General features: G+C 54.0%; 12 protein-coding genes. 9 read left to right on the top strand and 3 right to left on the bottom strand.

The genetic code is table 11. From position 1 onward, the window contains the following. Positions 1 to 137: 137 nt before the first annotated feature. A complete protein-coding gene (locus GSQ70_RS14265; RefSeq protein ID WP_158783153.1) occupies positions 138 to 1,826 on the bottom strand; it encodes an aspartate:alanine antiporter in 1,689 nt (562 codons plus the stop codon). A gap of 272 nt (positions 1,827 to 2,098) precedes the next feature. On the opposite strand from GSQ70_RS14265, the gene ybjM reads away from it, so the two are divergent. Next, positions 2,099 to 2,470: an inner membrane protein YbjM gene (ybjM, locus tag GSQ70_RS14260; protein ID WP_233268309.1), complete on the top strand. Its 372-nt coding sequence runs from the start codon at positions 2,099 to 2,101 to the stop codon at positions 2,468 to 2,470. A 110-nt stretch (positions 2,471 to 2,580) separates the two neighbouring features. On the opposite strand, the gene GSQ70_RS14255 is transcribed toward ybjM, so the two are convergent. Then, the gene (locus GSQ70_RS14255) at positions 2,581 to 2,844 is read right to left on the bottom strand and encodes a GrxA family glutaredoxin (protein ID WP_158783152.1); all 264 of its coding nucleotides are present in this window, start codon (positions 2,842 to 2,844) and stop codon (positions 2,581 to 2,583) included. A 228-nt stretch (positions 2,845 to 3,072) separates the two neighbouring features. On the opposite strand from GSQ70_RS14255, the gene nfsA reads away from it, so the two are divergent. The 7 genes from nfsA to potI all read left to right on the top strand — a co-directional run bounded on the left by nfsA (position 3,073) and on the right by potI (position 9,861). After that, a complete protein-coding gene (nfsA, locus tag GSQ70_RS14250) occupies positions 3,073 to 3,795 on the top strand; it encodes an oxygen-insensitive NADPH nitroreductase (protein ID WP_158783151.1) in 723 nt (240 codons plus the stop codon). A 19-nt stretch (positions 3,796 to 3,814) separates the two neighbouring features. Beyond that, on the top strand, positions 3,815 to 4,717 hold the full coding sequence (gene rimK, locus GSQ70_RS14245; RefSeq protein ID WP_158783150.1) for a 30S ribosomal protein S6--L-glutamate ligase: 903 nt from the start codon (positions 3,815 to 3,817) through the stop codon (positions 4,715 to 4,717). Between the two features lie 86 nt (positions 4,718 to 4,803). Continuing rightward, positions 4,804 to 5,286 (top strand): YbjN domain-containing protein, encoded by a 483-nt coding sequence (locus tag GSQ70_RS14240; protein WP_158783149.1) that lies wholly within the window; start codon positions 4,804 to 4,806, stop codon positions 5,284 to 5,286. A 423-nt stretch (positions 5,287 to 5,709) separates the two neighbouring features. Continuing rightward, positions 5,710 to 6,819, top strand: a complete 1,110-nt coding sequence (potF, locus tag GSQ70_RS14235) for a spermidine/putrescine ABC transporter substrate-binding protein PotF (protein ID WP_158783148.1) — start codon at positions 5,710 to 5,712, stop codon at positions 6,817 to 6,819. 93 nt (positions 6,820 to 6,912) lie between these two features. Continuing rightward, complete coding sequence (potG, locus tag GSQ70_RS14230; RefSeq protein ID WP_158785317.1) at positions 6,913 to 8,046, top strand: putrescine ABC transporter ATP-binding subunit PotG; 1,134 nt, start codon at positions 6,913 to 6,915, stop codon at positions 8,044 to 8,046. A 10-nt stretch (positions 8,047 to 8,056) separates the two neighbouring features. Then, a complete protein-coding gene (gene potH / locus GSQ70_RS14225) occupies positions 8,057 to 9,019 on the top strand; it encodes a putrescine ABC transporter permease PotH (RefSeq protein ID WP_158783147.1) in 963 nt (320 codons plus the stop codon). Beyond that, a complete protein-coding gene (gene potI / locus GSQ70_RS14220; protein WP_158783146.1) occupies positions 9,016 to 9,861 on the top strand; it encodes a putrescine ABC transporter permease PotI in 846 nt (281 codons plus the stop codon). The genes potH and potI overlap by 4 nt, the downstream gene beginning before the upstream one ends. A gap of 355 nt (positions 9,862 to 10,216) precedes the next feature. Here the strand turns inward: potI and GSQ70_RS14215 are convergent, their stop codons facing one another. Continuing rightward, positions 10,217 to 11,320 carry a M20 peptidase aminoacylase family protein gene (locus GSQ70_RS14215; RefSeq protein ID WP_158783145.1) on the bottom strand — a complete coding sequence of 368 codons (1,104 nt, stop codon included), beginning with the start codon at positions 11,318 to 11,320 and terminating at the stop codon, positions 10,217 to 10,219. A 301-nt stretch (positions 11,321 to 11,621) separates the two neighbouring features. Here GSQ70_RS14215 and GSQ70_RS14210 point away from each other — a divergent pair, with 301 nt between their 5' ends. Next, the gene (locus tag GSQ70_RS14210) at positions 11,622 to 12,101 is read left to right on the top strand and encodes a YbjO family protein (RefSeq protein ID WP_158783144.1); all 480 of its coding nucleotides are present in this window, start codon (positions 11,622 to 11,624) and stop codon (positions 12,099 to 12,101) included. The last annotated feature ends 3 nt before the right edge of the window (positions 12,102 to 12,104 follow it).

Raw genomic sequence — 12,104 nt, 5'->3', positions numbered from 1 at the left:
GAGGGAGTGCAGATAGAAAAAAACCCGCTAATCATTCGATTAACGGGCTCCACAATTTGGGGATTTCAAAGAAAAGCAGTGGCACTAATTAAGACTGCGCCCCGTTATAAAAGTTCTCAGAAATTTTTAAATTATTTTCAGCCGCCAAACATTGGCCAGATTATGACGATTAGCGTACCGGCTAAGGTCAGCAAAACGTTAGCAATTGCATAGGTGCCGGCATAGCCAAGAGCCGGGATATTACTGCGCGCCGTATCGCTGATAATTTCCATGGCCGGGGCACAGGTGCGTGCTCCCATAATGGCACCGAACAGTAATGCGCGATTCATTTTCAGCACGTAAGCCCCAAACAGGAAGCACAGCACCACCGGCAGCAAACTGACCACCAGCCCCGCAACCAGCATCAGCAGCCCTGTATCGCCCAGTCCATGCGACAGCCCGCTCCCGGCGCTGAGCCCCACGCCAGCCATAAATACCATCAGCCCGAACTCTTTAACCATGGTCAGCGCACCCTGTGGGATATAGCCAAATGTCGGGTGGTTGGCACGCAGGAAGCCGAGCATAATGCCGGAAAATAATAATCCGGCCGCGTTACCAATACTGAAGTTAAAACTGCTGAACTGGAAAGTGATCATTCCGACCATCAGTCCGATTATAAAAAAGGCACAAAAGGCGAGAAGGTCGGTCACCTGACTGTGAATTGAGATAAATCCGATTCGGTCTGCTACGGATTTAACCCTGCGTGCCTCGCCGCTAATTTGTAACACATCGCCTTTATTAAGGATGATGCTGTCATCGATAGGCATTTCAATCTGGCTGCGGATCACCCGATTAAGGAAACATCCGTGATCGGTCAATTTCAGCTGACTGAGTCTTTTATTTACCGCATTGTTATTTTTAACCACGATCTCTTCATTGATAATTCGCATATCGAGCAGATCGCGGTCGAACACTTCTTTGCCATTGCGGAAGCTTGGATCGAGGCGGGAATGTGCATCCGGATAGCCCACCAGCGAAATTTCATCTCCCTGCTGCAGCACCGCGTCGCCGTCCGGGTTCGCCAGGATACCGTTACGGCGGATACGCTCGATATAGCAGCCGGTCTGGCGATATATCCCGAGTTCACGCAGGTTTTTACCGTCAGTCCATGCCACCAGTTCCGGGCCCACACGATAGGCACGGATCACCGGCAGGTAGACTTTACGCTGGCTGTCAGGATCCAGTCCCCGCTCGCGGGCAATTTGTTGCGCACTGGTAGGCAGATCCTGATGCTGTAACTTGGGCAAGTAACGGGCGCCAAAGATCAGACTGACCAGGCCGACAAGGTAGGTCAGGGCATAGCCGAGACTGAGGTTAGACTGAGCCGCATTTAGCAGACTGCCTGCAGGATAAGTTTGTCGCAGCGTATCTCCGGCCCCCACCAGAACCGGCGTGGAGGTCATTGATCCGGCCAGCATCCCGGCGGTCAGACCGATGTCCCAGCCAAACAGTTTACCCAGCCCCAGCGCCAGAATGACCGCGCTGCCGACCATGACCGAAGCCAGCATCAGATAATTTTTGCCGTCACGAAAGAAAATTGAAAAAAAGTTGGGGCCTGCTTCAACACCTACGCAAAAAATAAATAACATGAAGCCCAAATTAAGAGCGTTGGGATTAATACTAAAATGCTGCTGGCCTAACAGGAGAGAGACGACTAAAACGCCAATGGAATTACCCAGTTGGACAGAACCCAGCCGTAATTTACCCAGACATAATCCCAGTGCCAGCACGACAAATAATAACAGAATGTCATTTCCACTTAACAAGTCTGCGACGTTTATATTCACGGTTTAACTTCTTGTTTACCAGTAACGTGTTGAAATAAAGGGCGTTTTGCGCTAAATTTGCCTGACTGCCAGCAGAGCAGCGGCAACATTCAGGTTTATCCGCGAATTACAGCCCAGCGCCAGTTAAAACGGCCGCCATTTTAGTCGCTTCATTCTATTTCAGCCAGTAAAAGCCGTGAACAATTGTAACGGTATTTAGTTTTTACCATCGGGGAAAATGGTCCGGAGTTTGTCTGACCAGGGGACTACATCAATTACCGAGAGAAAATCCTATGATGTTTAAGGGTATGTCCTGGACAAGCGTGATAAGCAGTCTTGCCCTGTACTGCATTGTCTTTCTGGCGGTGCGTTATGACATGTTTATCCAGGGTGCCGCGGCAATGCAGGCGCGTCCCGGTTTGCTGATGTTAACCATTCCCGGAGCGGTAGCTGCGCTGACTTCGAAAGAGGCTCCGCTGACGGTGGCGCTGTTGGGGGCTCTGCTCGGTACGCCAATCTGCCTGGCGATTATGCGCTGGTACTCAATGTGGGGACACGATCTGCTGCAGGAGCTGGCTTTTGATGCCAGCGCGATTTTCTGGTGCGGATCCGGAGCCCTGGCCGTGATGCTGTTGAGAACCATTTTCTGGCATCCGCATGGCTGAGGCCCGGCAGGGAAGAACGGTGCAACGGGTGTGAAAATACGCAGATAAAAAAAGAGGGTCGATAGCAATATCGACCCTCTTTTTGCCGGAAGCTCCCAGCCGCAAGAATTTTACTGGAACAGGCCCAGATTCTCTTTCGCGTAAGCTTCGAAATCAGTACAGCCACCGATGTGATTCTGATCGAGAAAAATCTGCGGCACGGTTTCTACTGGTTTGCCGACGGTTTTTTCCAGGTCAGCCTTGGTGATGCCTTCGGCGTGAATATCCACATAGCGGAAATTGAAGTCATCACGCTCTTCAGTCAGCTTCTCGGCCAGTTCTTTGGCACGGACACAATAAGGACAGCCAGGACGTCCAAAAATCACTGCAAACATAGGTTTCTCCTCAAAGGTCAAAAATTTATGTGATTTGAATCACAAAATAATCTGAATTGGCGCTTATGATGCCCGCATCATTGGGTAAAAGGAAGAAGGAATTACCTGTTGATCCGATTCGTCCAGGCTATACCCCGGTGGAATTATGTGGGTCCTCTCTTACCCCGCACTTGATCTGGTGCTACCCTTGCCGGCAACATTTTATCGCTCATTCTTCAGGAGAAAAGCATGACGCCGACCATTGAGCTACTTTGCTCTCACCGCTCTATCCGGGCCTTTACTGACCAGCCCATCGGCGACGCCGGGCGGCAGGCCATTCTGGCCGCTGCCCAGTCGGCATCCAGCTCCAGCTTCCTGCAGTGTTCATCTGTGATCCGGATTACCGATCGTGAACTGCGTGAAAAGCTGGTTACTCTGACCGGCGGCCAGCGGTATGTCGGCCAGGCGGCTGAGTTCTGGGTGTTCTGTGCCGATTTTAATCGTCACCTGCAAATCTGTCCGGAAGCGCAGCTGGGGCTGGCCGAACAGCTGCTGCTGGGCTGCGTGGATACCGCACTGATGGGGCAGAATGCGATGATTGCTGCAGAGTCTCTTGGCCTCGGCGGCGTGTTTATCGGCGGTATCCGTAACAGCATCGCTGAAGTGACCGGGCTGCTGGGGCTGCCGAAATTTGTCCTGCCGCTGTTTGGCCTTTGCCTGGGCTGGCCCGATCAGAAACCGCAGCACAAGCCGCGTATGCCAGCACAAATGCTGGTGCATGAAAACCGCTATCAGCCGATCGATCCTGAAGTGCTGGCCGCTTATGACAGCCAGCAGGAAGAGTACTATCTGACCCGTGAAAGCAACCCGCGGCGCGAAAGCTGGAGCCAGCACATCCAGAAAACCATTATTAAAGAAAGCCGGCCATTTATGCTGGATTATCTGCACAAGCAGGGTTGGGCAACACGTTAAGCTCCCCCGGAGGCATCTGGTGAAAATTGCGATTCTTTCCCGAGACGGTTCACTCTATTCGTGCAAAAGGCTGCTGGAGGCCGCCCGAAAGCGCGGCCACAGCGTGGAAGTGATTGACCCGCTTTCCTGCTACATGAATATCAATCCGGGTTCTTCCGCAATCCACTATCGCGGCAAGCAGCTGGACCATTTCGACGCGGTGATCCCTCGTATCGGCTCGGCCATTACCTTTTATGGCACAGCGGTGCTACGCCAGTTTGAGGTATGCGGCAGCTACCCGTTGAACGAGTCGGTGGCGATAACCCGCGCGCGGGATAAGTTGCGTTCGCTGCAGCTGCTGGCGCGGCAGGGGATTGACATGCCGGTTACCGGTTTTGCCCATTCACCGGATGACACCAGCGATCTGATTGAGATGGTGGGCGGAGCGCCGCTGGTGGTAAAACTGGTTGAGGGCACGCAGGGGATAGGAGTGGTGCTGGCGGAAACACGTCAGGCGGCCGAAAGCGTGATCGACGCCTTCCGGGGACTGAACGCCCATATTCTGGTGCAGGAGTTTATCAAGGAAGCCCACGGCCGGGATATCCGTTGTCTGGTGATTGGCGGCGAAGTGGTTGCTGCAATTGAACGAGAGGCGAAGGAAGGGGACTTCCGTTCCAACCTTCATCGTGGCGGCACGGCGCGCAGCGTGGAAATCACCTGCCGTGAGCGGGAAATGGCGATCGACGCCGCCGCGACGCTGGGCCTGGACGTGGCCGGGGTGGATATTTTACGCGCCAGCCGTGGACCACTGGTTATGGAGGTTAATGCCTCGCCAGGGCTGGAAGGCATTGAAAAGACCACGGGTTTGGATATTGCCGCGATGATGATCGCCTGGATTGAAGAACAGGCGCGACCTGGTTTCTGTCTGAAAACCGGCGGATGACGTCATATTTCTGTCGCAATCGTGGTGTTCCGGGGCTTTTTTCCGTAAGCTAGGGCGCAATTTTAAGGCAGTATGAGACAAATCACATGGATTCACTCGTCGTTCCGGATATCGACGTCATTCGTCGTTGGCTGGATCAGCAAAGTATTACCTGGTTTGAGTGTGACTCCTGTCAGGCGCTTCACCTGCCGCATATGCAAAATTTTGACGGCGTGTTCGATGCCAAGCTCGATCTGGTGGACAACGTCATACTGTTTTCCGCACTCGCCGAAGTAAAGCCCACCGCGCTGATCCCGCTGGTTGGCGATCTGTCACAGATCAATGCCAGCTCGCTGACGGTAAAAGCCTTTGTGGATATTCAGGATGACAACCTGCCCAAGCTGATTGTCTGTCAGTCGCTTTGCGTTACGGCCGGGCTGACTTACGGTCAGTTCGTGCACTTTATGAAGCAGAGCGAAGAACAGATCTCCATGGTGGTGATGGAAGCCTTTGCCAACCATCTGCTGATGATGAACGAAGATGAAGAAGAACGCGGTGAGTTCATCTCCTCTCACTCCATGCTGCATTAATTCCTCTCTCTGAACTGCCCGGGTCGATCGACGATTGGCCCCTTTGAACTTCCTGTCTGGTGCATATTTCTCCTGTTAACCTCAGTTGTTGCTATTTTCAGCAGACTTCCGGCCACCAGTGCCATTTTTTATGCTGCATTTAAGCGGCAAACGCCCGATTTTCCTCGTCGTTTGTGCCGCGTTTGGCCTATCACATAGAGGAAAACTGCATTAAAAATCGATAAAAGGCGTTTTTTACGCCTGGGTCTGGCCTGGATCATAGAGTGGGGCTATTCTTGCGAAGCTGCGTTTCGCGTGCAACGTCGCTACAGGTATAGGTTTTTTCTATTTAACAGCAGGGTGAATAATCATTCATTCTAATGGCCTTTACAGGCCCGCTGTCATAACGAGCCGTGATTATCTTTTTCTGGAGGAAGGAAAAACATGTTCAACCAACGTAAAAAATGGTTGTCAGGTGTGGTGGCCGGTGTGCTGATGGCGGTTTCCGCGGGATCGGTGGCTGCTGATAAGACGCTGCACGTCTATAACTGGTCAGATTATATTTCCCCGGATACCGTGCCGAATTTTGAAAAGCAGACCGGTATCAAAGTGGTGTATGACGTCTTCGACTCAAACGAAGTGCTGGAAGGCAAACTGATGGCGGGGAGCACCGGTTACGACGTCGTGGTGCCTTCTTCCAGCTTCCTCGCCCGCCAGCTTCAGTCCGGCGTGTTCCAGCCTCTGGACAAGAGCAGGCTGCCTAACTACAAAAACCTCGATCCAGACCTGCTGAAAAAGCTGGACCAGCACGATCCGGGCAATAAATACGCCATCCCGTATCTGTGGGCGACCACCGGTATTGGCTATAACGTCGATAAGGTCAAAGCGGTACTGGGTAAAGATGCGCCGGTCGACAGCTGGGATCTGGTGCTGAAACCGGAGAACCTCGAAAAGCTGAAGAGCTGCGGCGTTTCCTTCCTCGATGCGCCGGAAGAGATTTTTGCTACCGTGCTTAACTACCTGGGCAAAGATCCTAACAGTAGCGATCCGAAGGATTACTCCGGTGCGGCAACCGACCTGCTGCTGAAGCTGCGTCCGAGCATCCGCTATTTCCACTCTTCCCAGTACATCAACGATCTGGCTAACGGCAACACCTGCGTGGCTATCGGCTGGGCAGGGGACGTGCTGCAGGCTAAGAACCGTGCGATTGAAGCAAAAAATGGCGTGCACCTTGCCTACAGCATTCCTAAAGAGGGCGCGCTGGCGTTCTTCGATATGCTGGCTATTCCGAAAGATGCCAAAAACGTCGATGAGGCCTATCAGTTCCTGAACTATCTGATGGAGCCAAAAGTCATTGCCGACATCTCAAACAAGATGTTCTATGCCAATGGCAACAAGGCTTCTGTACCACTGATTAATGCTGACATTCGTAACAATCCGGGCATCTTCCCAACCCCGGAAACCATGGCGAAACTGTTCGTGCTGAAAGTCCAGGATCCGAAACTCGATCGTGTGCGCACCCGTGCATGGACTAAAGTTAAGAGTGGTAAGTAATTAACAGAGGCTGACTCTTTCTTCACGGAATAACAGAGGTGCCTGCCTGGCCTCTGTTTTGTTTTTTACGGCAGGGCCCGGAGAGTTATGGAAGTGAACGACGCGATCCCCCGTCCGCAGCAAAAAGCGGGCAAGGCGTTAACGCCGCTGCTGGAAATCCGCAATCTGACCAAGTCTTTTGACGGACAACATGCGGTTGATGATGTCAACCTGACCATCTACAAAGGCGAGATTTTTGCGCTGCTGGGTGCCTCCGGCTGCGGCAAGTCTACTTTGCTGAGGATGCTGGCGGGTTTTGAATCCCCGACATCCGGACAGATTATGCTCGACGGCCAGGACCTGTCCCATGTGCCGCCGTATCAGCGACCGATCAATATGATGTTTCAATCCTACGCGCTGTTCCCGCACATGACGGTTGAACAGAATATCGCGTTTGGCCTGAAGCAGGATCGCCTGCCAAAAGGCGAAATTGCCACCCGCGTCGCTGAGATGCTGACCCTGGTGCACATGCAGGAGTACGCCAAACGTAAACCGCATCAGCTTTCCGGCGGTCAGCGTCAGCGTGTGGCACTGGCCCGTAGCCTGGCGAAACGGCCAAAACTGCTGCTGCTGGATGAGCCAATGGGGGCGCTGGATAAAAAGCTGCGCGATCGGATGCAGCTGGAAGTGGTCGATATCCTTGAGCGCGTGGGCGCGACCTGTGTGATGGTCACCCATGACCAGGAAGAGGCGATGACCATGGCCGGGCGCATTGCGATTATGAACCGCGGCAAGTTTGTGCAGATTGGTGAGCCGGAGGAGATTTACGAGCATCCGACCACGCGCTACAGCGCGGAGTTTATCGGCTCGGTAAATCTGTTCGAAGGCCTGCTGCGTGAACGTCAGGCTGACGGCCTGATTATCGACAGTCCGGGGCTGATCCACCCGCTGAAGGTGGATTCCGATGCTTCGGTGACCGACGGCGTGCCGGTTCATGTGGCGCTGCGCCCGGAAAAAGTGATGTTGTGTGAAGAGGTTCCTGCTGACGGCTGTAACTTTGCCGTCGGGGAAGTGGTGCACATTGCCTATCTCGGCGACCTGTCGATATATCATGTGCGTCTGCGCAGCGGCCAGATGATCAGCGCCCAGTTGCAGAACGCCCATCGCTTCCGCAAAGGCGCGCCGACCTGGGGAGACGAAGTGCGTCTCTGCTGGGACGCGGACAGCTGTGTGGTTCTGACGGTGTAGTGGGGGAGTTATGAGCCAGCATTCTTCAAATACCACTGAACCACCAGGCCGCACTCCGGCACCGGTTTCCTCTTTGCCGGGCCGCCTGAAGATAAAGCATGGCCGTAAACTGGTCATCGCTTTACCTTATCTCTGGCTGATCCTGCTGTTTCTGCTGCCGTTCCTGATCGTGCTGAAAATCAGCTTTGCTGATATTGCCCGTGCTATCCCGCCGTATACCGATCTGCTCAGCTGGGCTGACGGTCAGCTGACGATGGTGGTTAATCTCGGTAACTATCTTACGCTCACGGACGATCCGCTGTATGTGGATGCCTATCTGCATTCGTTACAGGTCGCGGCAGTCTCCACGGTAATCTGCCTGCTGATTGGTTATCCGCTGGCGTGGGCGGTGGCGCACAGCTCACCTTCCACCCGCAATATCCTGCTACTGCTGGTTATCCTCCCTTCGTGGACCTCGTTTCTGGTGCGCGTCTATGCCTGGATGGGGATCCTGAACGATAACGGGGTGCTAAACCGGTTTCTGATGTGGACCGGCATCATCGACCATCCGCTGACAATCCTCTATACCAATCTCGCGGTGTATATCGGCATTGTGTACTGCTATCTGCCGTTTATGGTGCTGCCAATTTATACCGCGCTGACACGTATTGATTATTCGCTGGTGGAAGCCTCGCTGGATCTGGGCGCAAGGCCGCTGAAAACGTTCTTCAGCGTGATTGTGCCATTGACCAAAGGTGGGATTATTGCCGGATCGATGCTGGTATTTATTCCGGCGGTCGGTGAGTACGTTATTCCTGAACTGCTGGGAGGCCCGGACAGTATTATGATTGGCCGTGTGCTGTGGCAGGAGTTCTTTAATAATCGTGACTGGCCGGTGGCATCGGCGCTGGCGGTCATTATCCTGCTGATCCTGATCCTGCCAATTATCTGGTTCCACAAGCATCAGAATAAAGAGATGGGGGAGAAGGAATGACCACGTTACCGACAATCCGCTCGCCGTGGCGTATCGCTATTCTGGTGGTGTGCTTCTTCTTCCTGTATGCGCCGATGGCGCTGCTGGTGATTTACTCCTTTAACTCGTCACAGCTGGCGGCATGGGAGAGTTTCTCACTGCACTGGTATAACGTGCTGTTCCATGATGATGCGATGATCGGCGCAGTGACGCTCAGCCTGAGTATTGCGGCGCTGGCGGCTACCGCCGCCTCGATCCTCGGCACGATTGCCGCAGTGGTGATCGTGCGTTTTGGCCGTTTCAAAGGGTCAACCGGCTTTGCTTTTATGCTGACTGCACCGCTGGTGATGCCGGATGTGATCACCGGGCTGTCACTGCTGCTGCTGTTTGTGGCGATGGGCAATGCTTTTGGCTGGCCTGCCGATCGTGGCATGTTAACCATCTGGCTGGCACACGTCACTTTCTGTACGGCGTATGTCGCGGTGGTGATTAACTCCAGGCTGCGCGAACTGGACCGCTCGATTGAAGAAGCCGCAATGGATTTAGGTGCAACGCCGCTGAAGGTGTTCTTTGTGATTACCGTGCCGATGATTGCTCCGGCTATCGTCACCGGCTGGCTGCTGGCCTTTACGCTGTCACTGGACGATCTGGTGATTTCCAGCTTCGTGACCGGGCCCGGAGCCACCACGCTGCCGATGCAGATCTTTGCAACCGTGCGCCGGGGGGTGAATCCGGAGATTAACGCGCTGGCCTCGCTGATCCTGTTCGTGGTCGGGATTGTCGGGTTTATCGCCTGGCGGTTTATGGCTCATGAAGAGAAACAGCGGCTGCGGGATATTCAGAAGGCCCGGAGCGGGCACTGAGGTCAACGCCAGCTTTGGTACCCACAAGGTCAAGACTGGTTCTGGCAACGACAAGGTCAAAACCGGCGCTGATGTCCGGCGTCGGTAAAGTGAGCCTCATCCGGGACGCCGTAAACCCGTCCATGGGGGCTTGATTGCCGCGTCCCTGCAGCAACATTATTGCTTTGAAGCGGAGGGGTTATCCGGATAAGCGGACTGTTGAGCGCATGGACGCGCGAATCAAGCCTACAGGGAAGTATTTACGGCGTGTCCGTGTTCCGGATAACCCCTCCTGCAGACATCAGATTTAGCAGCGACTTAACGTACTAACCGCCAATCCTGAGCTGCTTCAGTTTTCATCAGTTTTTGCCGCTACTCACCCCAGCACTTTCAGCACGCAGGCCTTAAAGATCTTAATGCCCACTGGCAGCGAGTTCAGGTCGAAGTGCATATCCGGGTGATGCAGGCCCGGCACCAGTCCGGTTCCCAGTCCCCAGAAGCCGGATTTTACCTGCGGACGCTGTACCGCATAGTGGAAGAAATCTTCGCTGCCAGGCGTGGAGCGAACCGGCATTACTGCCTCTTCTCCCAGCACTTCTTTAATCGACTCTGAGATCAGCGTGGTCATCTCATCATCAATTTCTGCTGCTGGCATCGATTTCAGCACCATGATTTCAGCCGTTGCGCCGTAGGCCGCCACGCTATGCTGGATCGCCCTTTCCACTCTGGCCTGCAGCACTTTCATATCCTCATTCTCTGCCGTGCGCAGATCGAATACCACGCGGGCTTCATCAGGGATCGAGTTGGTCACCCCGGCGTCACAGAGAAAACGGGTCGCTTTCGCACTCCAGCTGTTACCCGGGGCCATATGCACGGCATTGACGGCCTGAACCGCGCTGCTGGCAGCATCCAGCGCGTTAATGCCCAGATGAGGGCGTGCGCCATGTGCGGTCTGACCGCGCACGGTAGCCTCAATGGTGACGCAGGCCGAGTAGTAAACGGCAGGGATGGCGGTGCCGACGGCGCACTCTTCGGCCGGACGGACGTGGAAACCCAGGATCATATCGACATCGTCAACAGCTCCGCCAGCAATCATCGCCAGCGCACCGGTGCCCAACTCTTCCGCAGGCTGGAAAATGACTTTCAGGCGGCCTTTCTTCACCGCGCCTTCTGCGATCAGTTCCTGAGCGGCGGCCAGCACTACTGAAGAGTGTCCATCATGACCGCAGGTATGGCGTGCGCAATGTTCGCCATTAATGACGTGGCCAAGTGCATCCATATCTGCGCGCAACGCCAGAGTGGGACCTGGCACGCCGCTGTCCAGCACGGCCACAATGCCGGTGGTGGCATTAAAATTATCCTGAACCTGATAACCGGCGGCTTTCAGCTGCTGGCTGATATAGGCCGAGGTTTTAAACTCCTGAAACCCCAGCTCCGGGATCTCATGCAGATAAGCGTAATGTTCCAAAACTTTTAACACGTTAAGCTCTCCATTCAGCCACTATCAGGGGTTAGCCTTCCGATAATCACACAGCCCTTGCCCTGTCCGGAAGTAAATTATGACGTTAAATGTAACATCGTCTGGAAATAGAGGAGTGGGAGGAACATCCCGCCGCCATTTAAAGAATAAATACCGGGATTCGACGTTTTTTATAATACCTGTCAAACTGTTCCGCAGAGAAATATCCCGGAGAGTGGATATATTCCTTCAATTGCGCTAAAAATAGTTGGCGGTTATTTCATGATATCGGGAACCCAGGTGCGTCAGCAGGAGAAAAACCATGTCAGAAGTGCTGAGAGAAGGTAAAGCGGTTCTGTCATCACCATCGGTTATCCCCGTGCCGGTGCTGGTGGCCGGGATTGGCATTATCGCCATCCGCTGTCTCGGTGTTGGCCTGCAGATGCACGAGCTGGGGCTGAATGAGCTGATGAGTTTTGTCCACCGCAGCGCCCAGGCCTGGGATTCCACTCTGATCTTTATTGCCAGCCAGCTGCTGTTTTTTGCCCAGTTGCGTTGTGCCATTGCGGTGATGCGTGGCCGCCGTTGGGGACGCCTGGGTTACGCTCTGGCGCAGGCAGTGGTGATGTTCTATCTGTTTATGGCCTCAATGGGATGGGTCTACCCTGAGCTGTTTAATATCAGCGGCGGAAGCGATGGCCGTATTCTTCCTTTACTTATTTCCCTCAAGCTGCCGGATCTGTTGATCATGCTGCTGCTGTTTGTCCCTGCCAGCAGTCGGGAATTTTTTCGGCATCGCTAAACG

It is taken from the genome of Pantoea sp. BAV 3049 (assembly GCF_009765445.1).
Classification (GTDB): domain Bacteria; phylum Pseudomonadota; class Gammaproteobacteria; order Enterobacterales; family Enterobacteriaceae; genus Erwinia.
The sequence above is the reverse complement of the archived record's forward strand: the minus strand, read 5'-3'. Positions and strand labels throughout refer to the sequence as shown.

Coding starts and splice junctions, on each gene's coding strand:
- ybjM (WP_233268309.1), top strand. CDS start 2,099: ATGATGTTTAAGGGTATGTCCTGGACAAGCGTGATAAGCAGTCTTGCC.
- GSQ70_RS14255 (WP_158783152.1), bottom strand. CDS start 2,844: ATGTTTGCAGTGATTTTTGGACGTCCTGGCTGTCCTTATTGTGTCCGT.
- nfsA (WP_158783151.1), top strand. CDS start 3,073: ATGACGCCGACCATTGAGCTACTTTGCTCTCACCGCTCTATCCGGGCC.
- GSQ70_RS14240 (WP_158783149.1), top strand. CDS start 4,804: ATGGATTCACTCGTCGTTCCGGATATCGACGTCATTCGTCGTTGGCTG.
- potF (WP_158783148.1), top strand. CDS start 5,710: ATGTTCAACCAACGTAAAAAATGGTTGTCAGGTGTGGTGGCCGGTGTG.
- potH (WP_158783147.1), top strand. CDS start 8,057: ATGAGCCAGCATTCTTCAAATACCACTGAACCACCAGGCCGCACTCCG.
- potI (WP_158783146.1), top strand. CDS start 9,016: ATGACCACGTTACCGACAATCCGCTCGCCGTGGCGTATCGCTATTCTG.
- GSQ70_RS14210 (WP_158783144.1), top strand. CDS start 11,622: ATGTCAGAAGTGCTGAGAGAAGGTAAAGCGGTTCTGTCATCACCATCG.